Here is a 26,170-nt window from a genome sequence, read left to right as displayed (position 1 = left end):
AATTTGCAGACCATGAAACTTTATTATAATTCATTAAAAATTGCCGGCTTATCGGCCATCTTGCTCCTGACAAATTGTAGCAAGGATTTCTTGAACAAACCGCCGGAAGATCAAATCGTGACGGCTAATTTTTATAAAACGGAAGAACAAGTCGTTGCTAGCACCAACATCTTGTACGGCTTGCCTTGGTTTAACTTTAATACGAAAGCTTTCTGGGCCATTACAGAACTGTCGGGCGGTAATGGCAGGAGCTGGTCGGGGGATGTTGTTAATTTTAGCGATCTTACCGTCACCGGCGACAACCAGCTTTTATACAGCGCTTGGGAATCATTATATTCTGTTGTAGCGCAAAGTAATATGTTGCTTGTAAACCTGCCGAAGTACGTGGATCCGTCTATTTCACAAACGGTAGTTAACAATGCCCTCGGGGAAGCGCATTTCATGAGGGGGATGGCTTACTTTTTCCTGGTGCGGTTATTTGGTGCGGTGCCCATAATTGAAAATAATTTTGAGCATGTGTACGATCCCTTGTTGCCAAGGCACCGGGTTGAAGATGTATATCAATTCATCATCAATGATTTTACATTCGCGGAAGCAAATTGCTATTCGAAATTGAGGACTTCCACCTATGCCAATAATACGCATGTATCAAGTGGCAGCGCTTCGGCAATGTTGGCCAAAATTTACCTTTACTTGAAAGACTATCCGAAGGCAAGGGAGAAGTCGGAATTGGTTATTAATTCAGGCGAATTTAAACTTTACGGGCTGGAAGTACCGGGTACTGATTTTGACGGTTTATTCCGCACCAAGAATAATAATAATGAAGAATCGATCGTTGCGCTTCAATGGACAGTGGACCTGGTTAAATACGGTGTACAGAACGCGGTACAAGCATCTTTCGCATTAAATTCCACGATTACCGGAACCGGCGATGGCTGGGCTGTTTTAGGTCCAACTATAGATTTGCAAAGGGCTTTTGAACCGGGTGATATCCGCAGGAAATCTACGATTATGCTTCCCGGTGATTTCTACCCGGAAATAAACCAGGCTGCCGGAGGGTTTACCGTACCAGAAGATGCAAACGCGCAAGGCACGCGTGCGGCGATCAAGAAATACGTCGTGGGAACGCCTGCCGATAACGGTGGGATTGGCGCCATGCAGAAAACGGCCAATAATACTTACCTCATGCGGATGGCAGAAGTATACCTGGTCCATGCCGAGTCGATCTTGGCAGATCAAGAAAGTACCAGTGATCCCGCGGCCTTGGCATCCTTCAACAAAATTCGTCGCCGTGCGGGGCTTGGAGATAAGCCGAACATCACCCAGGATGATATACTCCGGGAAAGAAGGGTTGAATTTGCTATCGAAGGTGATTATTGGTTCGACCTGGGACGAATTAATCGCGCGAAGGCAATTAATATCATGAATAACCAGGAAAGGGGAACCTATAGTAATGATAACCCACCGGAAATATATTCCGCGCACATCAACATGACGGAAGATAAATTCCTGTTCCCGATCCCGACCAGTGAAGTTGCGAAGAATCCAAAATTCATGGAAGCCCCGGTACCTTACGAGTTTTAACCTGGCAAAATCAAATTATTGTTATGAAAAGAATTATTCATTTACATACAGCGACCATAATCCTTAGCTTATGCTGCCTATGGATATGTTTCGGAACATCTTGCGAAAAAGATGATAATCCCGGTCCACCGATCTTGGAAAGGGTTCGATTGATAGCCAAAGATTCAACAACAAGCCTGGGTTATACCAGCAATATGTACGCGATCATCGGTCAGAATCTAGGCACAACCGTAAAAGTTTCATTCAACGGAGTTGCTGCTTACCTGAACCCAACATTAATTACTGATAATAATATCATCGTAACCGTTCCGAAAGATGCGCCTTGGAAGGATCAACCCGATAAGATAACGGTGGAAACAATGTTCGGTACGGCCGATATTGATTTTAAAATACAACAACCCGGACCTGAAATTGACAATTTCGATCCGAAAGCTGCGGGTGAAGGTGATATCGTTACAATAACAGGTGAAGTATTCGATGGTTTGGAAAGAGTGATGTTCGACAGCACCGAGGCCGAGGTAGTAAGCAGTAGCTCAACTGAAATAAAGGTCAAGGTGCCGGCGGGAATCGTACAGGCATTTATCCATGTATTTACACCCGGCGGTGTGGCTACTTCGGCGGCGGCATTCGGATTTAAATACGTTGTTTACGATGATGACCTGGCGGGAAGTTGGTGGAAAGGTGGTTGGGGAAATATTACCACCTGGAATAGCGCTGAAGTTGTAAAACGTGGGGCATCCTCAATTAAGATTGAATACACCGGCGCTTGGAGTGGTTTCCAAACTGGGTATAGCGGCGCTGAAATCAATTTATCAGAATATGCAGCTATAAAATTATCTGTGTATGGTGCTATCGGCGGCGGCAATCGGAAAGTTAAACTTGTAGTAAACGGCAACTATGATGGCGGGTACGAATTTATGGTTAATGAAGGCGAATGGCAAGATCTGACAATCCCGTTAAACGCTGTCGGAAGTCCCGCTACTTTACAGGAAATAGTTATCCAGGAGTTTGAAGGAAATGCTACCACCAAAATATACGTGGATGATATAGGATTGATCTAAGTTTTTGTTACCATTCGAATCACCATTGCTACGAATTTTCCTGGCAATGGTGATTTTAGTATATTGATTACTATTTATACCTTGATAGCGTAATGAAAACGGCCGGGGCCTGCATTTGAAACCTTTTCCACATTTAATATAAACTTTAATTATACCGGTATTATGAAGAAACTGATTACTTGTATTTTCACGATATTAATAGCACATTTTGCATTGGCCCAGCAACTAATCGATGGGGCTGCGACGCGGCAAACGAAGAATTTATACCGGAACTTGTTTAAATTATCAGGTAAAGCTGTCTTACTAGGACAGCAAGATGCACTCGCCTACGGCGTAAATTGGAAATACGTAGATGGGAAATGCGATATGAAAGAGCTTGCGGGTGATTATCCGGCGGTTTTGGGTTGGGATCTTGGGCATATTGAAAATGGTAGTGCAGTAAACTTGGATAGTGTACCGTTTGAAAAAATGCGGGCATATATCCTGGAAACATATAACAGGGGAGGGGTCAATACCATTTCTTGGCATGGTAATAATCCAGTGAATGATTCTTCGGCTTGGAATACGGCTCCGGGTACGGTGAAGTCTATCTTACCCGGCGGTGCTTACCATGAAAAATTTATTACCTGGTTAGATAAAATCGCTACGTTCTTAGAGTCCTTAAAAAATAACGATGGTGAGTATATACCGGTATTATTCCGGCCATTCCATGAACTGACAGGGGATTGGTTTTGGTGGGGAACAAAATCTTCCGGCGCGGAGGAATTTAAGGAGTTGTTCCGGTTTACAGTAATGTACTTGAGAGATGTAAAGCAACTACATCATTTAATTTATGTTTACAATACATCGCAAACTCCAAACAAAGAATCCTTTTTAGAACGTTATCCCGGCGATGCTTATGTTGATGTCTTGAGCTTCGATGCATATCAATATGTTGATCCTTCCAAGGATGACAGCTTTACCAAGTCTGTACATAAAAATTTACAAGAAGTTTACGAGCTTGCAAGCCGGAAACAGAAATTGCTGGCCTTGGCAGAAACAGGTTACGAGCGGATCCCGTATGAAAAATGGTGGACGCATTCTCTTTGGCCTGCCATCAAGGATATTCCGTTATCATACATACTGCTTTGGAGGAATGCCGGATGGCGGCCCCATGAGAAGAATATGCATTATTACGTGCCATTCAAGGGAGATGTGTCCGCCGGTGATTTTAAAAGTTTTTGTGAGAAGCCCGGTGTGTATTTATCGACGGACGCACTGAAAGAAGGTTTGTATCAATAACATAGTTATTTAACCTGTTAAATCACGTAGAGCCAAGGCTAACCTTGGCTCCTCATACGCACCGTAACATCCATGTTTTATAATGTTTAGCAATTAATTACCCGACAATAAAAGGAGCAACGATGGCCAGTACTTGGTCTTTCGTCAATCCCTCGTCAAATGACTCTGAAGCGGCAGTCATGCCGATCGTTCCGGAAACACTCGGTAGGTTCGCTATATTAACTGTTGCTTGCACCACGTTCTCTTCCCCGTTATAACTTGCTTGCACGGCGCTACCGATGCCGGCTGTTTCATTCAACGTGATCCATGGTTTGATGTTAATGCTGGTATCGGAACTCCTGGCCCTGCGCATTTGGCGGATATGGGAAGCGTGCCTTGCTTCCACGGAATGGATATTCAAAGCGGCTTCCAGTATATCACCGCCCCCAACAATTTCAGCGGCCCTGCCCTTGTAGGCCCTAACCCCGGTGTCCTCGAATGTTTGCGCTACCGCTAAAAATAGGTCATAATTCGTATATACGTCATTGAAAGCCCCGCCCGCGGTAAAATCGAATGTAGGTTTTGGAACGGGAGTACTTCCCAGGCTGTTGATAACATTTTTCAGCAGGGTAACATGCGCTGCTTCGTGATCAGCAATTACCTTGATCGCATTTTGTGCAGCTGTTGGGGCGCCCATACCTGGCAGCGCCGTTAACGAATTAGCATAAAACTCTGCCTCCAGGTATTCCAAGGTTAACGCGTAGTTGAGCACATCAAGCACCACGTTGGAAGATGGCGGTGTGCCATATGCTTTTTTGAATAGAGATCCCAATGCGAAGGGAATAGCTGTAAGAGCTAATTTCTTCCCGATGCCTGCAAACTTTTTAAGTGATTCGCGCCGGGTATCGGTGCGGGCATAAAACTCGGGATCTACTTGTTCAATCTGATTAAAAATATTTTGAAAGTTCATCGCGTAAAGATTTTGTGGGTAATGTGATTAAGAAGGCAAGCCGCCGGCATTGATCTTGGTATTGATGTAAGCTGATGCAATGGAAAGTACCTCTTTCGGTTTCCGGCTCAGGTCAAGCCCGGTATCCATTGCTACTACATCATTACCGGCGAAGCTCCCGTTGCTGATTAGATCGCGAACGTAGGCCGCATGCCTCGCTTCAACAGAAACGATTTTACCTGCTATAACTAGGTAGTCCGCCGTTTGAATATAACGGCCGGCGCCGTTATATGCCGATACGCCCAAATCTTCAAAAGCCTTTGCCGTAGCCAAAACAGAATCGCGTTTTGTAAAATCTATGGTGCTGAAATTCACGCTCAGCGCCGGGATCGCATTACTACTTAAGGCCAGTTTAAAAAATTCTCGATGCGCGATTTCGTGATCGCGGATGTCGGTCAACAAGGCTAACTCGCCATCTGTAATCCCGGAAAATGGGCTGGCCACAACTTGCGTGTAAAATGCAGCTTCCAATTGTTCCAAAGCATACGCGTAATTGAGGATGGCAACATCGCCCGTGCCTAAACTTACGCCACCACTACCATTGTCGTTATCATCATCACTACAAGCCAGGGCCACTGTTGTTAATCCACCGAAGACGCCTGCATATGCTAGGAAATGGCGCCTTGAAACATTAGGGGGAACGAAGGTTTCGTTTTGCTTGCCCGGATTTTTAGGCAAAAGGTTTCCACTCATAATTTTGAATTTAATTATGTACAATTACTAGTTAATGAATCTTACTTTATATTCTTGTAGGAGGTATATGTTCAATTACGTAGGCAGTAATAATTTGGATTGATTTTTATGTATTTAATTTTGTTTAATGTATCTGTAAGCTTGTTGGATAAAGGGTTTTAGGATAGAAATAAATTTTAAACGGAGAGCGGATATTGTTATATCATTGTAATTAAATTTAAATTGTATGACAAGTCCTATCATCCTGCTTCATGGCGCCCTTGGATCAAAAGATCAGTATCATGACTATTTGAAGATTATTGGTAAGGAATACGAAGTATATGCATTTGATTTTGCCGGTCATGGTAAACAGGTCGATCAGCCGGAATCGTTAAGTATCGAATTGTTGTCAAATCAACTATTAGGATTTATTAATGACAATGGATTGATGAAACCCCTTGTATTTGGATATAGCATGGGAGGATACGTGGCATTGTACGCGGAATTGATTTCCCCGGGAACTTTAGGCGGGGTTATTTGCCTAGGAACCAAGTTTAAATGGGACCCGGGTTCTGCCGCGGGGGAGCGTGCAAAATTGAACGCCGAAACTATTAGGACGAAAGCGCCGGGTTTCATGGACAACCTGGTTAAATTACATGGGGAGAACTGGGAATCGCTATTAGAGAAAACCGGGAGCCTAATGGAGAAATTGGGGAACCGCCCGATATTAACCAATGCAGGTTTAGGGCAGTTGGATTTACCCGTGCATATTTACCTCGGTGAATTAGATAAGATGGTAACTGTTGGGGAGTCCGAAGCAGCAGCTAGGGCGCTGCTGAAATCCGCTTTTACGGTTATCCCGGGGTTAAAGCACCCGCTGGAACAATTAAACGCAATGGTATTATTGAAAATAATTAATAATTTTATAGCTGAAAATCAATAGGTTGAAATAATTGATATATTATTTATTTGTTTAATTTAAATATAATTATTAACTTTTGACCGAATACACCTACCAGCAAATGGTGAGAGAACAACCTTTTTGCTGGGCTTAACCATCTGCCTATGCAGCTAGAACTTATTCCCCAACTTTTGGGACTACCTATACACGACCCCGGCATAATCAGCCTCATGCAAGAACTGGATGTACAACAAACAGGGAAAGATGATGCTACTATTATAGCGAACGGGCGCGGTGTACATTTGCAGTTTCAGTCAAATGATAGGCCGGCATTTTCCAGGTCGAAATCAACCGGTGATGTACCTTCTAAAAAAGGGGATTTATTCTTAGTGGCCGCCACTTTCGACAGGAAATTTTTCGATGCCCACGAAGTATTGAATGTCCATTTACCATTCCGGTTATTATTCGGTTACCAGCCACGGATGATGCAGGTTTCCAGGAAGTTCAAACAGTTTGTTAACGGCAAGAAAGCGGCCTTTGCTAATTGTTGGAGCTTTGTTTACAATACCTACGAGGTTATCGTTGCCCTGGATGAGAATGAGCAGCTTAACTGGTTCAGGGTAGAACCTAGAAATGAGTTATACGCACGCCAGGTAGATATTACCAAGTTATTTAAACAACAACAATACCGGGTGCACACTTTCAACATCGCGGAACTGAATTCGATGAAAGTGATGAACCCTACGTTAAGCTGGATATTGAGGATGAATGCTGGAGATCATACCTTCGATAAGAAAAATATCAAGGAGGTTAACTCGGTATTGGAAAAATATATAGACCAAGTTATTGCCGCTCTGCAAGCGCAGAAGGTTTCCCAAATTACTGCCGCGTTAAAGAAATCAATACTTTCTTTGAACCGTGCGGCAGCCAAAAATATGGGCATGATCGAGAATAAGGAACGCAAGGAGTTACTACAATTTTTTGAGGATACCATCCGTCTATGTGGGCTGCAATTAGAACCCGGTGTAGATTTTACATCGGATTGGAGGACTTTTTAGCCCGGTACCTTGAAAAAGAACCAACACGGTAAGATTACGTATAGCATTGAAATTTTCTTGTTACCTAACGGTTAATTTTAAATATAACCAGGTATTTATTCTATTTTTGTTCCACAATTCTTTTACATTCCCAATAAACCTGCAATAGTTACCGTTAAAATCACTAGGGATCCCCCGGTTCCCGGAATTTTTTGATTTTGCCCTGGTGGTCAAAGGAAACTTTTCCGTCTTATTATTTAATATAGCAGAGACATATAAGGATTCAAAACATCCCTGATGAATAAAACGAAGAAATGGATCAAGAGGGCCCTGTGGGGACTTTTGATAATGGTATTGTGCCTGGCGGGTATTATTGGCTTCCTGCTCAATTTTGTACTCACACCGGGGAAAATCACACCGGAAGTAACCCGTTATATCAACGGTCAAGTGAATGCTAAGGTGTATTGCGAAAGAATGGAACTGACTTTCTTTTCCAGTTTCCCGCATTTCGCGGTGCAATTGAAGAATGGTGGTATTCTGAATGAAGATTTCCGCAAATACGGTTCCGATACCTTGGCCGAGTTCAAAAACTGCCAACTCTCATTTAATGTTGTGAAGCTCCTGGCTAAGAATGTCGTGGCAATTCAACAGGTCGAATTTGATCAACCCAAGATATTTGCCGTTATTAATGAGAAGGGTAAAGCTAATTGGGAAATATTACCTACGGATACCACTACCGTGGCGGCTGCGGATACTTCCGGGGAAGGGGGGCGTTTCCGTGGGTATTATTTAAGACGTTTTGCCATTAAAGACGCGGAGGTGTATTACAAGGACGTTGCCACGAAAACAATAATCCATGTTCCCAAATATGACCTCGTATTAAAGGCTAAACAAAATAAGCGGGGTACCGCCTTCACGATCGATACCAAAAGTGAACGGCTTACCTTTGAACATGAAGGTATTCCTTTTGTTAAGTCGGTGAATTTAGCCCTAGCTTCAAAAGTAAACTATGAAGCCGCAAACCATACCATTACCATTTCCAAAAGCAAAGTGTTGATCAATGATACCGATTTTGAATTGGAAGGGAAGCTTTTGTTAGATTCTGCCAGGCGGCAAATCCATACGGACTTGCAGTTGGCATTAAATATTAACTCGCTTGAAAACCTGTGGAAGCTTTTGCCGGCTTCGGTTATCGAGAAGGATGGTGTCGATGCAACGGGTACGGTAAATGTATCGGCAAAAGTGCAAGGCATATACGGTAGAAATTTATTCCCGCAGATCGCCCTGCTGTTTCATATTAAAAACGGCACTTTAAAATATAAAGACTTCCCCGGCAAAATTGATCACTTAGAAAGTGATATGACGGCAAGGATTGATTTCAATCAACCGGACAGTTCAAATGTACGGATTAACAAATGCTTGGTGAAGGGTAGCGGTATGTACCTGGATGTAAAAGGCTTGGTGACCGATGTGCTTCAAAATCCACACGTCAATACCAATATATTGGCAGATATCGATTTCACGAAAGTGCACGGGATGTTCCCGGTCAATGATAGCCTTCAAACCGCCGGTCAAGCGCATTTGGACTTGCAGGCTAACTTTGACCTGAAGGAATTGCTTGCCGGTAAATACCATAACCTGCAAGCGAGCGGAAATGCTTCTTTACAGGAATTATCGATCAGGGACCTGGTGCATCATTTTGAATTAAATACGATCCTTACTAAGCTCGAATTTGATAATATACGTGATCAAGGCACGAAACGCAAGTTGGCAGGTCATATTCAAATGAAAGATCTCAACTTGAACTATATAAACGAACACCATGTGCAAGTACAGGATTTAAAGGTTACCGTAGGCGCTAAAAGGTCCGTTGACAGCACTTCCGCGGTTCATGCAGATCTCAGCCTGAAAAACTTGAAATACCAAGGCCCCGATTCTTTGAAAGCACTGGCCAGAACAATGGTTGCTTCCGTGGATATGACCCGGAAAAACCGCCGGTCAAAACCGGTTATCCATAGTACTTTTGAAATGGATAGCGTGGGGCTAAAGCAACAGCAACAATTTGTTGGCATCAGGAAAGGCAAATATGACCTGGAAATACTTAGGGATCAACAAAAGCATTGGAAAGCAAGGGGTAAAGTAGTGTTCAACCGCCTTTACGCATTCAGTCCCAAGTTCCCTTTGCCGATACGCATGATGCATAGCCGGATTACGCTAGACACTAATGCTGTCGAATTAAACCGCGCCCGTTTGAAGGTTGGCCATTCCGACTTTACATTGACCGGTAAGATCGAACACCTGTTCAAAAAGAAGGGCGATACCACGGATACAAAAGCATCGTTGGCATTGCAATCTACGTTCCTAGATGCCAACGAGTTGATGCAGTTTATGGCCGACTCCGCGGTGGGCAGTAAAGAGATTGCCACGGCACCCGGCAAAGCAGGGGAAGTTACCGTTGATACCAATTACGTCAAAACTGAAACCAAGACGATCTTTCAAGTGCCGAAAGGCATTGACTTTACTTTTAATATGGATGTAAAGCGCTTAAAATGGGGCGTGATGGATATAAATGATCTGACCGGGAACCTGGGAATGTACAAAGGTAAAATACAGCTGGACGATTTAAGTATGAAAACCTTGGCAGTTAATATCTTGGCCGATATCAATTACGCGGTACAGTCGGACTCCTCTGCATTGATGGACTTCGATTTTAATATGAACGATATACAGATGGCGAACCTGGTAAAGGTATTGCCTGCATTAGATTCACTGTTACCGATGTCAGAATCATTTGAAGGAACCGTTAATTTCAGGATTAAGGGCAGCGCGCAATTGGATGAGAATATGGAGATCAAGATGAAAAGTGTAAATGGCATCGCCGCTTTGAAAGCAAAGGATCTGATGGTATTAGATGGCCCAACCTTTAAGGAGCTAGCGAAAACTTTGATGTTTAAAAACAAGGAAAAGAACCCGATCGGTTATTTGAACCTTGAAATGGTAATTGAAAATAGCCATATGCAGATATTGCCGGCTTTATTGGAAATTGATCGCTACCGCTTGGCAGTGGGAGGTATTCAGCGGATGGATATGAGTTATGATTACCATATTACCGTTCTGAAATCGCCGGTTCCTTTTAAGACCGGGGTCGATATTTCCGGGAACTTAGATGATTATAAAATTCATGTTACAAAGGCGAAATACAAATATTATTTCACAGATAAAAAACGCTTGCTGAGCAAAGCAGATAGTAGCGTCATTAATAAAAGGAATGAAATTTTAGATGCATTGGGTTTCCGGGATGCCAAGGTCGACGAGAAAATAGAGGTGGAATAAATTTATGCCTAAGTTGTGAGATGCGGGCAAATTCCCTTGGCGCAGCTAACATATCATTTTAAAGTATGACCTTGTAAAATATCCTTCTTTGTAAGAACGTAGAAATAAAATCATTATTGTCCGACTAAATTTTAACCGGGGAGCAATTTGATCCCTCAATAGTTCGATTCACTGTTCATCTGCTCGTTTCTTGTACTTTTTTGCTTGCCCCAAAAGGGCACAAATTGGCCATTACGGCCGCCAATTTGATCGCTCGATCCGGCCTTTCTACTACTGTATGGCCAAGCTACCCTTCGCTATCAACGGTGCGAAGTTCCACGGTTCTCTTGGCAGGGGGTGAATGTATCATCCTTCGCTAATGTCCTTCACCAGGTAAGGAATTCAAGTACCTTTAATGCATTTTTAGTCAGACAACAATGAAATAAAATAGTCAAATTATAAAAGGAATGGCTGCCAATAACTATTATTTGGCAGCCATTTTATATTATTTTTCGTGTTGACTTTAACTTAACAAGGTCGGCTTCTCCTGGTACACTTTCCATACAAATTCACCGAAGATAGTATTTGCCCAGGCAAACCATTTACGGGTAAAGTTTGACGGGTCATTCTTATGGAACGATTCGTGCATAAAGCCTGTATTGCCATGTGTTTTCTGCAAGGTTTCCAAGCACCATTTGATTTCTGCTTCGTTGGAGCTGGTCAAACCTTTCATCACGATGCTCATTGGCCAGATCATATCCAAACCGATATGCGGCCCGCCGATGCCTTCAGCGCTTTCCCCTTTAAAAAAGAATGGATTATCTTCCGACCAAATATACCTGCGGGTATTTTGATAAATAGCATCATTCTGTTTCACGGCGCCGAGGTAAGGAAGTGACAACAATGATGGAACATTCGCGTCATCCATCAGGTTGTAGCTGCCGAAGCCATTCACCTCGTAAGCATATATATTTCCATATTTAGGATGCTTGATGATCGCGTTGTTCTTTAATGCTCTTTCCACGGTAGTGGCAAGTGCAGCAGCAGGTGAAACCAAGGATTTCATCGCCGGTATAGCGGCGCCCATTTCCTGCATTTGTTTCAAGCTCACCAAGGCAAACAGGTTGGAAGGCACCAGGTAAGGGAAAATCGTAGCATCATCGCTCGGTCTGAACATGGAGCAGATTAACCCGTTGGGTCTTGCAGGGTAACCGTAGCCGGCCATTGGCACACCATCTGTTGCCCAGGCAGTTTTCCTTTGGAAGCTATAAGGGCCTTTCCCGTTAAAGCGTTGTTGCTCTTGGAATGTTTTAATGATGAGGTGCATTGCTTGGACAAATTCCCCGTCGAAAGCGCTGGTATCGCCGGTTTCTTTCCAGTATCCATGAGCCAGGCGGATAGGGTAGCATAAGCTGTCTATCTCCCATTTGCGTTCGTGGATGCCGGGTTTCATCTCGGTGATATCCGTTTCTTTCCATTCGCTTATTTTGCTCGTATCCTTATAAAATGCATTGGCATACGGATCGAGGATAATACATTTAGCCTGCCTGTGGATCACGCCGCGGATTAATTGTTGCAAATCCTTATCATGCTTTGTCAAAGGCAAGTAGGGCCATACCTGTGCAGAACTGTCCCTTAACCACATTGCATCAATATCCCCGGTTATCACGTAAGTATCGGGTTTACCGTCGATTATTTCGAACTCAACGGTAGTATCTAAAGTATTTGGAAAACAATTTTCGAATAGCCAGGCTATTTCCTTGTTCCCGATATCCTTCTTTATATCAGCAATGAGTCGTTCAACCGCTTTACTTTTAAATTTACGTTGTGCTTCCGGGACACGTACTACCGGGAAGTCGCCACCATTATAAATTGCTGAAAAGCCCATCTTTGAAATAGATAAAGCCGCACCGGTCATAAATGCTTGTTGAATAAAATGTCTTCTTTCCATTCTATTTCTCTATTAATTATTTTTATTTATTGGATGGGGGTTGCCACAATGATGATCCGATCTTTTTTTATCACCTGCCGGTGATTACCCGTACCAACCTCTTCCGCCACTGCCACATGGATGGTTTTGAAACCATTATCAGACAATAAGTTTACAACATCAGGTACTTCGAACATTTGAAAGCCGTACCGGGTAAATGGCAGTCCCTGCATAAAACTGCGACTTCTTATCGCGATATTGAAATAGCCCCCGGCTTTTAATACCCTGTGTACTTCTGCCAGTTGCTTGGCATAATCCGTCCAGAAATATAGGGTGTTTACCGTAAATACTTTGTTAAAATAATTTTCTTCGTAAGGTAATTGAACTCCGTCCCCCTTGATGAATTTGGCAAGACCAGCTTGCACGAGGTTGGCATTTAATTCGTTGGCCAAATTAACCATATCCTGAGAAATATCAATGCCTTCGTAATAAGTTTTACCGGCTTTTTCGAGTGCATAGGCAGCATGCCCGCCGTTGGCAGGGCCAATTTCCAATATTCGTTCCCCTTCCTGGATGTTTAATAGGTCTATGGCATGCCTACTCATCGGGCCGTTATGTTCATGCATTTCCCCGGCTATTTCATTACCCTGTGCGCCGTTGGGCCGACTTAATTGTGAAGCGAGGGTCCTGGATTGTTGTTCGTCCATCTGGATTTCTCTTTTAGGCAATAGGTACTTGTTGGAATAATTATAGTTCGCGCTATGAAATTACATAAAACGAATAAACCCGCCTTGATGAAATTTCCAGCGGGCTTATTATTATGTTGTAGGTAATTTATCCCCTTGTTGGCCGGGTAGGCCTATTACTCCCCGAACCTTGTCTTTTCGGCGGATTGGTTTGCCTTGCCGGTTGCGCGGGCCTGGTTGAGCGCGAAGGTTCAACGGTTGGCCTGGTAGGTCTGCTGGGACTAACCGGGCTTGATGGCCTTACCGGCTGCGAAGGCGTAACTGCTGGCCTACTCGGTGTTGAAGGTCTTGTATTATTACCCGGGTTTTCAACTGCGGGCCTTGTTGGGCGCGAGTTGTCTACACTGTGCGATGGATCCCTGGCCGGGAGCCTGTTTACAGGCCTTAAATTATCCATTGTCTGCACATTTCTCGGTCTTTCCGGGCGCGAGTTGTTATTATTTTGTGATACGCTAGGCCTGTAGATATTTAACCTATCATTCGATATCCTGTCCTGGTTGGGGCGGGATACATTATTGACTTCGTATGTTCTAACCCTTCCGCCTGTTACCCTTTCTACTTCCCTAACAGTAGGCCCTGTAAACCATGTATTTGAATTTCGGGGCCTTGAATAGCGGTTGTTGATGATCGTAACATTGTTCACTACCCTCGGCGTAGGCGTACGGCGACTATACCAATTTATGCTTCCGAAATATTGACACGGGACAAATGTCCACCATACGGGCGAAGGTGGTCGCCAACCGAAATTGATAGAAATATTGATACCCGGTCCGAGCGGCGCCCAACCGTAATTGCCACCGTAGGAACCCCAGGTAACCCAACCGGGTCCCCATTCATAACCGGGTACCCATAACCAGCCATACCAATCATCATATACCCATCTACCGTAATGGAAGGGGGCCCAACCCCAGCGGTAACTGGAGACCCAGGTCCAGCCGTAGGCGGTATTTGCCCAGTAACCGTTAGATGAGTAGGGAACGAAGTTACGGCCTACATTGGGTGCCCAAACATAGCCATATTGTGGTGATTGAACCCAGGAGCCATAAGGGCTGAGTTCATCGTAAAAGTTTTGGAACGTGATGCTAGCGCCCACGTACTGAGCCCGTGAGAACTGCTGCACCGAAAGAAAGAGCGCCAAGGTGATTAATAAACGTTTCATGGGATTCCTTTTAGCTTTGATGATTACTAACTGTAAAATGATTCTAACATCCATGTTACCTTTAGTGTTTATTCCCGTAGCCTTAAAGCATTAGCTGCCGAGGGCCATAACCCGTAAATTACAATAACCGAGCCGCTATGCCTAAAAATCTTTCCTTGCCTGGTGCGAAGGCGCTGTTTTCTTTAAAACCTTTAGTGGTTAAGGGTTTTAGGAGTGTTAATTATTGTTAATTACAATATGTTGACACGAATTTAAACACCATCAAAATAAAAAAGAGAAAAGTCTATCCTTAAAAACTGTTAGGAACACTATATTTACATAAAATTTTTTTATATAAAATTAGTTTAATGTATTGAAACTGGGACACGTATAATAATCAATCATTAATAACAATACGCCTATTTTAGAGTTAGACTCCATGCAGGGAGCATCGAACCGAATCAAACCTCTTAACCAGTAACTATGAAAAGAAAATTATTATGGGTCTTAATGGGCACACTCTTTGGCCATGGAGCAATAGCGCAAGTCGATCCCGATGCCCTTCAACAATGGAAGGATCAGAAGTATTCAATGTTTATCCACTTCGGCATTTATTCACAACTTGGAGGGGTATGGGACGGTAAGAACATCGATCGCGGACTTAGCGAGCAAATTCAAGCTCATGCCGGGATTTACAGCGATACATATGCCGCTGTAGCAGATGATTTTAATCCTACCAAGTGGAATCCTGACAGCATTGCTTTACTAGCTAAGAATGCCGGCATGAAATCTATCGTGATCACCTCGAAGCACCATGATGGATTTTGTATGTTTGATGCCAGCAATACAGACTTCGATATCGTGGATGCCACCCCTTATAAAAGGGATATTGTAAAAGAATTGGCCAATGCTTGCCGGGCGCAAGGTCTAAAATTCGGCTTGTATTTTTCATTGATAGACTGGCATTATCCCCAGGCTTCCCCGATTTCCAGTCATAACTCCGATTATATTACCCCTGAACATCACCAGTATAATATGCAGCAGGTTACGGACTTGCTGACACATTACGGGCCGATATCTGAACTATGGTTTGATATGGGTTCCATGAGCAAACAACAAAGTATTGAAATGCGTGCCCTGGTACACCGCTTGCAGCCAAATTGTATGATCGGAAGCAGGATTGGTAATAACAGGGGGGATTTCGACGTAATGGGTGATAACCAGGAACCTGATTATATTATCGGTGTGCCCTGGCAAAGCCCCGCTTCATTTTTTGATGAAACTTGGGGCTATCGCTCCTGGCAGGTACGGACGGGTAAACAAGAAAAGTTCAAAGAAAAATTGACTAGTTTGATCCGCGTGGCAAGCAGGGGAGGTAATTACCTGTTGAACATCGGTCCCAAGGGTGATGGTAGCGTGGTAGACTATGAGAGAGACGTGTTATTGATGATCGGTGATTGGTTGAAAAATAATGGGGAAGCGATTTATGGGACGCAACCCGATCCATTCCACGTTCCATTTGGTTGGGGGAGTATCACGACCAAGGGGAATACCATTTACTTGCACCTGTTAAATATGCCGCATAAAAATGTAGTGCTGTTGCCGGGTCTGAAAGGGAAAGTTGGTAAAGCATATTCCCTGCATGGCCAAACGAAGGTGAAAGCCAGCGCTACGGATGATGGCGTTGTTTTGGAAATCCCGGACGTGGTTTTTAAACAGGACGTTATTCCCGTCGTTGCCTTGGAAATGCCCCAGGGATACACTGTTCCTCCAATAAATATACTCGCTGTAAATAATACGCCCGTGTTATTGGGTAGTGGAAATGCTTTCCATTATTACAGTACGTCCGGGGTTGACTATAATACCCGGTTGAGAAGTACCGTGAAGGAAGCCTTCACCTTGGCGCCTACGCAGTCGGGAGCTTACTCTGCAAGGGTATATTATTCTTCCGAGGAATCCGGGAAAACAATGCTTTTACATTTAAACGGTAAACCATTAGAGTTAAAGCTCGAAAATGGGCAAAAGATGAAAATACCTAATGACCGGGCAACACTTTCATTTGGTAAAATTTATCTTGCAGGGCCAATGTATGCCGGTATCGATGGCGCGAATGGTGATCCCCGCAAGGTAGATAGCAGTTTGACCTGGCCAAGTGGTAGCCGGTTTAAATGGGAGCCGAAGGCCGATTGGCATAATGGACATACATATTGGTTGCCTGCCAAACAAATGAATGCTTATTATGTATTGCAACAGGTACATGCTGAAATGGCACAAAACGTATTGGTGAGATTTACAGGTGGCGATGGCTTAATGGTTTTCCTCAACGGTGAAAAGGCTATTAGCACCAATAACTTGAATAAGGTGGATAGCTTGTCACATACCGTGATGTTACCTTTACAAAAGGGGAATAACCAAATCCTGGTGAAAGTGTTTAATAATTTCCATAAGAAGGTGCCTGTCAATATCGACTTTAATATTCCCCAAGAAGGGTATGTTCTTACATTGCGCGATCTTCAATTGGAGAAAGATCATTATTTCCCCGTGAGCTGGGAATTATCTCATCCTGAAACCCCGCATGAGAATTTAGGTTTCGTGAATTTATTCGTCGAGGTTGCACCTAAAAAGTAACGGTTGAGATTTTTATAGTAAAGGGGGAAACGATGTATGAGTCATTTCCCCCTTTATATTTTAATCAAGAATTCAATGGAGATAATAAATTCCGCCGCCTTTCTTTTAAATCACTGTAACACATTCGCCAATTCCCCGGATGCTGAAATAAATTTATTCCTTACGATGACCATCCTCGGTTGCAATAAGGTAGTGATATCTTCCAGCGGGTTCTTTTGCAATACGAGGATATCGGCATATTTCCCTTCCTTGATGCTTCCTATATGTGCATCATCCATTAAAGCTTTCGCGGCATTGATCGTAGCTGCTTGAACGATCTTCGCATCCGGCACGCCTACATGTTTGAAAAGCAGCAACTCTTCCAAGTAGCTGTAACCGGGAATAATGAAATATTCATCCCCGGGACTAATTAGCAAGGGGATACCGGCATCACTCATTTGCTTAACTAACTTTTGTAGACGGATGATAAAGGCGACATCTTTCTGTTTTTCAGCATCTGGAACGGGTTTTGAGAAATACCAGGTCTTCCAGTGCCGTACCACTTGTTCCGGCAGTTCCATCAATCCTCTTTTCTTCTCGATATTATCCTTGGGAATTACTTTTCTATTGACATAATACCAATATAGATCCGGGCAAACATACAAGCCGCTATCCGCGAATTGTTTTAATTGCTTGCGGAGTAATGAACTATTCGCAAGCAATTGTTTTTCAAAAGCATCCAAATGCTCTACCGTTAGCGGATGGTTTTTTAAGGCCACGGCCAGTCCTTCCTTTGGCATATGTCCAACCAACGGTATTTCAAGTTCCTTGCAAATATGGGCGAGGCTATCATAGTATCCCGCTGTTGTATGGTGTAAGTACTTGATATACAAATAACCGCTGTCTTTATACTGCTTTACTTTATCGTATAAGCTATCTACGGGTATGTCTTTTTCGCGGAATGGCGGGCTTGCAACGTATAAGCTGGGGGCAATGATATAACCCTTCATGATACTGTCGCGCAACTGCAATTGCATAGCGTTTCCACGCATGCAACGCAGCGAGGTAACACCCGCGGTTAAAGACATCCTGAAGAAATCTTGCAAAGGAATATCCAAACTGTCCGTCCCGGGTAAATGAACGTGCATATCGATAAGCCCCGGCATGATATACCTGCCTTCCACGTCGATGCTATTGGGGATAGTTTCCAAACTATCGAGCCGGTGCCCGATTTTCTCGATTTTATCACCAACGATTAATACATCCATATCCGGGAGTATCGTTGCATTTTCAACATCAACGACCTGGCCGTTCTTTAATAATAACTTCTGTTGGGAATACCCTTCTAATACGCACAACAAGGGCATAACCACGACAATGATATTTCGCAGCATAGGAAGATTCCGGTTGATATGCGTTAAAATACGAAAAAACTACGTGTAATGTCAAGTCAACCCTGTAACTAACGGGAATGAGTTTATGATTAACAGGATTCTATCATTTAAATTCTGCATTTTTGTATTTCATAATGAGATACGTATGGAAAATGCAATGCCTAACCCGGAAATATTGAAAGAGCTGGTTACGATGAAAATGCCTTTCGGCAAATACAAAGATGTTAAAATTGCGGATCTCCCGGTTTCGTACTTGGAATGGTTTGCCGCTCAAGGTTTTCCCAAAGGCAAGCTGGGAATGTTATTATCCACCGCCCATATCATCAAAACCAACGGGCTCGGTCATTTATTAAAACCTTTACGTTAACGCCGCCTTTCCTTGATAATATAATTTTGTCCAATCCTGTACAAATATGGTTGTACCATTATAATTTGTAAGGCAATGCTAGTATATTAAAGTAAATAATCTATACTATGCCCAGGAATTATATTTGGATAGCTTGCTGCTTGCTACTAAGTACGGCGTCTCATTCGCAAGATCGACAAGGAAAGCCGGATTTGCCGGGAATGATCCTTTGCGTGGCACGAGATACGCGCGATTTGGATCGATTGTACCCTGTTAAATACGTTCCGGGCTATCTTGATCGTATGCAAACCTATTATGATACCCAGGAAAAAGCGCTCCGTTCGCTTCCTTTTAAATCGATAACCAGGTCAGATCAAGTTGATTATTTATTGCTACAAAGGGAGATCCGGCATGCGCAGCATGAACTCCGGGAGCAACAGGAATTGTTTACATCCATTAAATCCTTACTTCCGTTCGAAGAGCAGGTCATGGTACTGGTGAATGAGCGCCAACGGGGCAATAACCTGGATGCGGTTACTGCCGCCGAACAATTTAATAGTATCGGTAAATCGGCCAAAGAACTGCTTGAAACTGCCGATTTGAGCCATTTAAACATACCGGCTACGCAATACCTCTCCAAGGTATTATACGCTTTACAAGCTGGCCTCGATTACGTGTATAATTTTTATAACGGCTACGATCCGCAGTTTTCTTGGTGGTGCAAAGCCCCTTATGCCGCAGCCAAGGAATCATTGAATAATTACAGGCAGCGCGTGCAAAAACAAGAGGCTACCTTGCGAGAAAGCCTCGTGACGGATGCTTCCGGTATCAAGGGGACGCCGGTAGGGAAAGCTGCCCTGGAAGAATTATTGACTTATGAAATGATTCCATATTCACCGGAAGAGTTAGTGACGATAGCCAATAAAGAATTTGCTTGGTGCGACGCGCAAATGTTGAAAGCCTCCCGCGAAATGGGTTACGGGAATGATTGGAAAAAAGCTTTGGAGGCTGTGAAGCAACATTATGTTCCACCCGGTCAACAACCGGCATTAATTCACCGCTTGGCTGATGAAGCGATCCGTTACGTGGATAGCGCCGACCTGGTGACGGTACCTGCAATGGCGAAGGAATTATGGAGGATGAATATGTTGACAGCAGAGCAGCAGCGCTTTGCACCTTTTTTCCTCGGTGGCGAATCTATACTCATTGCATACCCAACGGATGAAATGGATCACGATACCAAGATGATGAGCTTGAGAAGTAACAACTATGCTTTTTCGCATGCAACCGTTTTCCATGAACTGATCCCTGGGCATAACCTCCAAGGTTTCATGAACGCGCGGTACAAATCTTACCGAGGGATGTTCAGAACGCCGTTTTCAGTAGAAGGTTGGGCTTTATATTGGGAAATGCTTTTATGGGATAAAGGCTTCCATGCAACACCGGAAGAAAAAATCGGTGCATTGTTTTGGAGGATGCACCGCTGCGCTAGAATTATCTTCTCACTGAACTACCACCTGGGAAAATGGACGCCATCGCAATGCATAGATTTTCTCGTTGATAGGGTGGGGCATGAAAAACATAGCGCTACCTCCGAAGTGAGACGTTCCTTCGAAGGAAATTACGGACCTTTATATCAAATTGCATATATGATGGGAGGCTTACAACTGCGGAGCCTCTACCGGGAAGTCGTAGAAGGTGGTAAGATGACTGCCAAGCAATTCCACGATGCTTATCTTCATGAAAATGCCATTCCCAACGAGCTTTTCAGGGCAACGGTAATAGATGTTCCGTTAAATCCGGATTATAAAACTAATTGGCGTTTCGCGGATTTAGATTAAAATGATTACGAAAAATTGGCCTGTCTTTTGAACTTTGTCTTGCGGGATGAATTATTAAATATAAATACTGAACGAAGATGGAACATAGGAACTTGGTAATTATCGAACAATTTTTCGAAGCGGTGAAAACCAGGGATATGGCCAAGCTGCACGTCCTCGTATCTCAAGACGTCACTTGGAGCTTCCCGGGCAATCATCCATTTGCAGGTGTACATCTCGGCATCGAGGGTATCTTGAAGTTCTTCGATGCCATGATCTTGCTTAACTTTTCTTATGAAACCCTGGTTGTTGGAGTTAACGATCGATACGTGGTACAGGCATACCATGTTAGCCGTTCTGAAACAGGTATCACGGACTTCGAAGGTGAATGGTGTATACTTTGGGAGTTTGCGGATGGTAGAATTTATTCCGGTAAACATCTCGTTGCGGGTTTGCAAGAAGAAAATAATTTCTTTAACAAGATCAGTCAGTGAGGGCTCCCGGCTCAAGATGATTCGACTTTCCCGTAAACCTTGGAATCACGATGTTTATATACCGCTGCCCCGGGTAGCGGATCATTTCTGCATCCAGGATTTCCCCGGAAATATTTACCCTTTTGACCAGCGAGGCATCGATATAAAATGTACCTGAATTCTCCAGTAACCTATGGTTAATGCAGATAGGCAGGTTACGTAATCTCCTGGGAATTTTATACCGCTTTAAAAACATGGCCCTATCTAAGAAATGAACACCGCGTTTTAACCTTACCAATAAGGTTATTTTCTTGTTACTGTTAGCATCCGCATTATGATTCATTACTTGTAATTCCTGTACGCTATTTTGATCGATCATCGATAAGGCTTTTACAGGTAAGTATACGCTATCATCTTGATAAGTGCTGCTATCGGTCATCTTCTCGAAGCAGACTTTAACGAGGCCTTCTTTGGAGCTAAAAGGCGGACGCCCCATCGACGGGCTTTGTTGTGCATAGGAGCGTACACAGCATAGCGCTGGCAGCAATAACAGTAGTAGGTAGCCTTTCATAACATGAATTACTTTGGTCAAGTTACAAAATTTCTTTATATTTTGATGGAAATTTTGGATGGTAATTTGATGCTCATTTTTTACTAAAAACAAGTTTTATGGGATTCCAATTTGAAGGTTTGAGAACAGTAGTATACAAGGTGCCGGATTTAGCGGCAGCGACGGCATGGTATAGCGAGGTTTTCGGAAAAAAGCCTTATTTCAATGAAGCGTTTTACGTTGGATTTGAAATTGCGGGGTATGAACTAGGTTTACAACCTTCCCAGGAAGGGGAATTTGAAGTTGAGAATGTGCTTACCTATTGGGGAGTTGATAAGATCGAGGAAGCATATGAAAGTTTCATTGCGAAAGGGGCGGTTCCCCATGAAGTGCCTACCAATGTTGGTGGTGAGATAGTTGTAGCCAGCGTCCGTGACCCCTGGGGGAATATTATTGGCCTGATTTATAATCCTGCATTTAAATTGCCCGGGCAGGGCGAAAAATAAAAGAAGAAAATTCCCGGCATACAACCCATCTACTAGAAAGCAAATAGCCATTAACATCAACCAAAATCTAAGTGTATTGAAACAATGGGGTCGAAATGCTTGGTTGGTTTACCCGGATTTACAGTAAACCATAAGTTTACCTACCGAAAATCATCTTCGCGCAAAACGAACACCACTAGATATTCAATGCTTTGCCGGGAAGCAATAAAGGTAATTAAATATTTTAAAGTTGTACCAAAAAAATAGCCAGGTTATTGAGCCTGGCTATTTTTTGATAAAATGTAAATATTGTTTGTCTTGTTAACGTCAGGTACATGGGGATCCGTCAACTCGAATTTCTCTATTGGCTTAGGACTGCTAACCGTAATGTTGATGGACTTATTGCCCCTTTCCCAAACTGCTATCGATTTCTTAATATGTTCCCTGCTGCCATCTGCGAAGTGGATAACGAGATGTACCGGCACCGGTTTATTCCCCAGGCAAGAAATTATCAAGCTGTATTGCGAGGTATTCATCATTTTGACCTTACTGATGGCAAGATCGGGATACCCTGTTTCATAAAACCATTTCTTCCAAAACCAGTTCAAGTTTTTCCCGCTACCTATATTCATACATAGGAAGAAATCGATCGGGGCCGGGTGCTTACCATGCCATTGCTCGATATAGAAATGCAAGGCTTTATTGAATAATTCTTCACCCAACATTTCCTTTACATATAAATATCCCATGGCCGGTTTGGCATAGGCATTCAAGAAATATGCGGGGGAAGTTTGTTGCGTCGTAGGGTAAATCGTGGGAATGTCGATATCTTTTCCCGCGTTCATACTATAATTGCCAATGCCGTATTCATCAACGATCGTGCTGTCGATCATCGGTGATATTAACCATTCTCCTATCGTGGCCCAACCTTCATCCATCCAGGCATACTTTGTTTCATTGATGCCCATGTAAAATGGAAACATGGTATGGAATATCTCGTGTACCGTTAGTTCTATAGCATCAGCCTTGGTAGTAACCGGGTTATCATTAACCATCATCGGGTATTCCATCTGGTCCAGGCCGTCAAAGATGGTTTCATGTGAATACGGATACGGCCACTTTGGAAAAGTATGGCTCATATGATGTACCGTAGCCCTTGCATAGTGGATGACATCGAAATAATCCTTATGTTTTTTATTAAACACGGCATCTACCCTGGTTCGCCTGTTCGTTGTGCTGTCAACAATAACGCTACTGCTATGCCACATGTAATGATTGCTGGTAGCAAAAGCGAAGTCGGGCACATCTTTCGCCGTAAAATGCCAAGTATGTGTAGCTGCGGGGCGCGTTACTTTTTTATTTTTTATATCCTTGGGATCAATAACGGTTATCACTTTATCGCTTTTCCCGGCTTCCTCGTACCGCTGGGCAACTGCCGGGGTCAAAATGCTTTCGTAGTTCTGTAAGTCGCCCGTGGCCCAAACCACGTAATCACCCGGAACTGTAATGCGTACATCAAACTCGCTGTTGTCATTATAAAACTCATCTTGTCCTAGGTACGGTGTGCGATCCCAACCATCTAAATCGTCGTATACGGCGACCCTTGGAAATGAATAGGCTATAAAATAGGCCCCCGGTTCTACTTCACCGGTACGTTGATGTGATTTCTCGTTGAGGGTATAAGCAAAGCATAGGCTAATTTCCACGCTATCTCCTTGGTGCAAGGGTGGGATCCTAAGTAAGTAATTGGTGCCTTTAGGTGTCTTGTCCCCGTTGAAGGCGGTATTCCCATTAATTTTTACAGCGGATAGCTGTACCCCGTTAAACTGGTCTTCCGGCCGGATGAAGCTGTTATGCGGCGCTCCTTGCTGGTATAAATTGGGGAATAGTTTGATGGTAAGATGTTGCAGGTCATCAGGACTTTTATTGATGTAGGTGATGACCTCCTTGCCGCTTACGAGGCGGGTACCGGGATCAAATTTATAATCGACCCGGTATTTAGCAGTATTGACCCAATAGTTATCGCCCGGTTTGCCGGTTAAGGTGCGGGTGCCTTTATGTATGGCATTCTGAAAGTTACGGGGTACGGGTAATTTAACCTGGGCGGCGGCCCATTCAAATACCAAGATTGCAGCACAGGTAAGAGAAAGTCGTATTATTTTCATGTTTCAGCTAAATCTATCCATCGATCTTTTAAAATCCGGCACAAGATAAGATGTTTTTCTGGAGACGGTAGGCCGGGAGGGCTATCTTTTGATGATCGGTAAAGAGCTTATTTAATTGAAAATTATTGGCTGACAAAATGGGCTAATGAATAAAGAAAATGTTAATTATAATAGTTTATTAATATTTGAGATTCTGTTAAAATTCAGGATGGATAAGGGTTTTGTTATGTTTCATATATGTAAATGTTGTAACATTTAAAAAATTGGCATGTTTTTCGTAAAATGCTTAACGTGCCGCTACCAGTCTGGACTTCATTTAAATGGCAGCAGTATCAAAACCTAACTCGAGTGTAATTAACAGTAAAGGGGGCAACTCTTCTACTCAGCTTTAGAAATGCCAACGGAATTCTCAGCGCTAATGTTGGTTTTAAAGCAAACAATTTATTCATTCATACTGTTATTGCTATGATTATGGATTCATATGATTGGCATTGTTATACCTAAATGTCAACTTACTGACAAGATATTACTTAACCACAACTTAACAGATTATGAAAAGGAACACTATCACGAACGATTATGTTATACAATTGGATACGTATAACCACCGAAATTGGTCGGGTTATTTAATGACTTTAAAGTAGCCGGCCCTTCATCCTATAATTAGTTCGTTATAACTTCAAAAAAAGTAGCTGTTCAATAGTTTTACATACCAGCATTAAAAAAGTGCCCCAAATAATGATTAACGGGTTCTGCCAGATCTGGCAGAACCCGTTTGCTATTTCCCCCCTGGAGCTTGTACTGCCCGGTGTTCCTTGCTATTATATGATTGGCATTGTTATACCTAAATGTCAACTTACTGACAAGATATTACTTAACCACAACTTAACAGATTATGAAAAGGAACACTATCACGAACGATTATGTTATACAATTGGATACGTATAACCACCGAAATTGGTCGGGTTATTTAATGACTTTAAAGTAGCCGGCCCTTCATCCTATAATTAGTTCGTTATAACTTCAAAAAAAGTAGCTGTTCAATAGTTTTACATACCAGCATTAAAAAAGTGCCCCAAATAATGATTAACGGGTTCTGCCAGATCTGGCAGAACCCGTTTGCTATTTCCCCCCTGGAGCTTGTACTGCCCGGTGTTCCTTGCTATTTCCCCCGGGGCGGAACGAAATATTTTGTTGGCAATCCGGCAAATTGTCGTATCTTCCTATAAAATTTATAGACTAATGGGAGTGTTTGGGCCATTACATATCTTGGATCCGTTAATTTGTTTCGTTCTCGCGGCTGTTTGTTTCGCGATTTACAGGAACCTGTTAATTAAATCTAGACGGGTATTTGCAAGCGGCGAACAAGCTGAAGGCTGGGTGTCGGGCTTCTTGGAAACTTATACCGACAGGACTTTGAAGTTTCCCGTAATCCGTTTCATGACTAAAGATAATCATTGGATCACCGCTACTTATGATGTTACTACAGCATGGTCTTTCAAGAAAGGACAAAAGTTGGCCGTGGTATATAATAAAGAAAACCCCGAGGAGTTCGAAGTAAAAGAGGGTAGCTTGGCATGGGTGAAATATTTGTTCCTGGTAGTTGGTGGCGCTTTGGTTGTTTTCGGCACAATGTTAATTTTACAGTCGTTCAGCATTATTTCCCTGTAAAGTTACCCT

Annotated in this window: 20 protein-coding genes; 12 read left to right on the top strand and 8 right to left on the bottom strand. The window is 43.1% G+C overall.

Translation table 11 applies throughout. The features are described 5' to 3' along the window. The first annotated feature begins 12 nt into the window (after window positions 1-12). The 3 genes from COR50_RS19255 to COR50_RS19245 all read left to right on the top strand — a co-directional run bounded on the left by COR50_RS19255 (window position 13) and on the right by COR50_RS19245 (window position 3,926). Window positions 13-1,584 carry a RagB/SusD family nutrient uptake outer membrane protein gene (locus COR50_RS19255; RefSeq protein ID WP_098195507.1) on the top strand — a complete coding sequence of 524 codons (1,572 nt, stop codon included), beginning with the start codon at window positions 13-15 and terminating at the stop codon, window positions 1,582-1,584. A gap of 23 nt (window positions 1,585-1,607) precedes the next feature. After that, window positions 1,608-2,645, top strand: coding sequence for an IPT/TIG domain-containing protein (locus COR50_RS19250; RefSeq protein ID WP_098195506.1), 1,038 nt, complete (start codon window positions 1,608-1,610; stop codon window positions 2,643-2,645). 162 nt (window positions 2,646-2,807) lie between these two features. Then, the gene (locus COR50_RS19245; RefSeq protein WP_098195505.1) at window positions 2,808-3,926 is read left to right on the top strand and encodes a glycoside hydrolase family 26 protein; all 1,119 of its coding nucleotides are present in this window, start codon (window positions 2,808-2,810) and stop codon (window positions 3,924-3,926) included. Window positions 3,927-4,023: 97 nt separating this feature from the next. Here the strand turns inward: COR50_RS19245 and COR50_RS19240 are convergent, their stop codons facing one another. Beyond that, a complete protein-coding gene (locus tag COR50_RS19240; protein WP_098195504.1) occupies window positions 4,024-4,875 on the bottom strand; it encodes a ferritin-like domain-containing protein in 852 nt (283 codons plus the stop codon). Window positions 4,876-4,902: 27 nt separating this feature from the next. After that, the gene (locus COR50_RS19235) at window positions 4,903-5,607 is read right to left on the bottom strand and encodes a ferritin-like domain-containing protein (protein WP_098195503.1); all 705 of its coding nucleotides are present in this window, start codon (window positions 5,605-5,607) and stop codon (window positions 4,903-4,905) included. Between the two features lie 226 nt (window positions 5,608-5,833). On the opposite strand from COR50_RS19235, the gene COR50_RS19230 reads away from it, so the two are divergent. From COR50_RS19230 to COR50_RS19220, 3 genes are all read left to right on the top strand, one after another. After that, on the top strand, window positions 5,834-6,529 hold the full coding sequence (locus tag COR50_RS19230; RefSeq protein WP_098195502.1) for an alpha/beta fold hydrolase: 696 nt from the start codon (window positions 5,834-5,836) through the stop codon (window positions 6,527-6,529). Between the two features lie 122 nt (window positions 6,530-6,651). Beyond that, window positions 6,652-7,545 (top strand): hypothetical protein, encoded by an 894-nt coding sequence (locus tag COR50_RS19225; RefSeq protein ID WP_098195501.1) that lies wholly within the window; start codon window positions 6,652-6,654, stop codon window positions 7,543-7,545. Window positions 7,546-7,821: 276 nt separating this feature from the next. Further along, the gene (locus tag COR50_RS19220) at window positions 7,822-10,857 is read left to right on the top strand and encodes an AsmA family protein (RefSeq protein WP_098195500.1); all 3,036 of its coding nucleotides are present in this window, start codon (window positions 7,822-7,824) and stop codon (window positions 10,855-10,857) included. A 502-nt stretch (window positions 10,858-11,359) separates the two neighbouring features. Here the strand turns inward: COR50_RS19220 and COR50_RS19215 are convergent. The 3 genes from COR50_RS19215 to COR50_RS19205 all read right to left on the bottom strand — a co-directional run bounded on the left by COR50_RS19215 (window position 11,360) and on the right by COR50_RS19205 (window position 14,671). Beyond that, the gene (locus tag COR50_RS19215; RefSeq protein WP_098195499.1) at window positions 11,360-12,787 is read right to left on the bottom strand and encodes a glycoside hydrolase family 125 protein; all 1,428 of its coding nucleotides are present in this window, start codon (window positions 12,785-12,787) and stop codon (window positions 11,360-11,362) included. A 26-nt stretch (window positions 12,788-12,813) separates the two neighbouring features. Beyond that, the gene (locus tag COR50_RS19210; protein ID WP_098195498.1) at window positions 12,814-13,473 is read right to left on the bottom strand and encodes a class I SAM-dependent methyltransferase; all 660 of its coding nucleotides are present in this window, start codon (window positions 13,471-13,473) and stop codon (window positions 12,814-12,816) included. 127 nt (window positions 13,474-13,600) lie between these two features. After that, window positions 13,601-14,671, bottom strand: a complete 1,071-nt coding sequence (locus COR50_RS19205; RefSeq protein ID WP_157761013.1) for a DUF6600 domain-containing protein — start codon at window positions 14,669-14,671, stop codon at window positions 13,601-13,603. A gap of 462 nt (window positions 14,672-15,133) precedes the next feature. Here COR50_RS19205 and COR50_RS19200 point away from each other — a divergent pair, with 462 nt between their 5' ends. After that, entirely contained in the window at window positions 15,134-17,278 is a 2,145-nt protein-coding gene (locus COR50_RS19200) for an alpha-L-fucosidase (protein ID WP_098195496.1), read from the top strand. A 110-nt stretch (window positions 17,279-17,388) separates the two neighbouring features. On the opposite strand, the gene COR50_RS19195 is transcribed toward COR50_RS19200, so the two are convergent. Then, window positions 17,389-18,651: an amidohydrolase family protein gene (locus tag COR50_RS19195; RefSeq protein ID WP_098195495.1), complete on the bottom strand. Its 1,263-nt coding sequence runs from the start codon at window positions 18,649-18,651 to the stop codon at window positions 17,389-17,391. A 145-nt stretch (window positions 18,652-18,796) separates the two neighbouring features. Here COR50_RS19195 and COR50_RS19190 point away from each other — a divergent pair, with 145 nt between their 5' ends. The 3 genes from COR50_RS19190 to COR50_RS19180 all read left to right on the top strand — a co-directional run bounded on the left by COR50_RS19190 (window position 18,797) and on the right by COR50_RS19180 (window position 21,311). After that, the gene (locus tag COR50_RS19190; RefSeq protein ID WP_098195494.1) at window positions 18,797-19,018 is read left to right on the top strand and encodes a DUF3820 family protein; all 222 of its coding nucleotides are present in this window, start codon (window positions 18,797-18,799) and stop codon (window positions 19,016-19,018) included. Window positions 19,019-19,125: 107 nt separating this feature from the next. Continuing rightward, the gene (locus tag COR50_RS19185) at window positions 19,126-20,838 is read left to right on the top strand and encodes a DUF885 family protein (protein WP_098195493.1); all 1,713 of its coding nucleotides are present in this window, start codon (window positions 19,126-19,128) and stop codon (window positions 20,836-20,838) included. Between the two features lie 77 nt (window positions 20,839-20,915). Continuing rightward, window positions 20,916-21,311: a nuclear transport factor 2 family protein gene (locus COR50_RS19180; RefSeq protein ID WP_098195492.1), complete on the top strand. Its 396-nt coding sequence runs from the start codon at window positions 20,916-20,918 to the stop codon at window positions 21,309-21,311. Here COR50_RS19180 and COR50_RS19175 read toward each other — a convergent pair. Next, window positions 21,301-21,861 (bottom strand): hypothetical protein, encoded by a 561-nt coding sequence (locus COR50_RS19175; RefSeq protein ID WP_157761012.1) that lies wholly within the window; start codon window positions 21,859-21,861, stop codon window positions 21,301-21,303. The two genes, COR50_RS19180 and COR50_RS19175, sit on opposite strands and share 11 nt — an antisense overlap. 98 nt (window positions 21,862-21,959) lie before the next feature. Here COR50_RS19175 and COR50_RS19170 point away from each other — a divergent pair, with 98 nt between their 5' ends. Then, window positions 21,960-22,346, top strand: a complete 387-nt coding sequence (locus COR50_RS19170; RefSeq protein ID WP_098195490.1) for a VOC family protein — start codon at window positions 21,960-21,962, stop codon at window positions 22,344-22,346. A gap of 251 nt (window positions 22,347-22,597) precedes the next feature. Here COR50_RS19170 and COR50_RS19165 read toward each other — a convergent pair whose 3' ends face one another. Then, the gene (locus COR50_RS19165) at window positions 22,598-24,490 is read right to left on the bottom strand and encodes a M1 family metallopeptidase (RefSeq protein WP_098195489.1); all 1,893 of its coding nucleotides are present in this window, start codon (window positions 24,488-24,490) and stop codon (window positions 22,598-22,600) included. A 1,242-nt stretch (window positions 24,491-25,732) separates the two neighbouring features. On the opposite strand from COR50_RS19165, the gene COR50_RS19160 reads away from it, so the two are divergent. Continuing rightward, complete coding sequence (locus COR50_RS19160; protein WP_098195488.1) at window positions 25,733-26,161, top strand: DUF3592 domain-containing protein; 429 nt, start codon at window positions 25,733-25,735, stop codon at window positions 26,159-26,161. Window positions 26,162-26,170: the final 9 nt, after the last annotated feature.

The organism is Chitinophaga caeni (genome assembly GCF_002557795.1).
GTDB classification, from domain to species: Bacteria; Bacteroidota; Bacteroidia; order Chitinophagales; family Chitinophagaceae; genus Chitinophaga; species Chitinophaga caeni.
The sequence above is the reverse complement of the archived record's forward strand: the minus strand, read 5'-3'. Positions and strand labels throughout refer to the sequence as shown.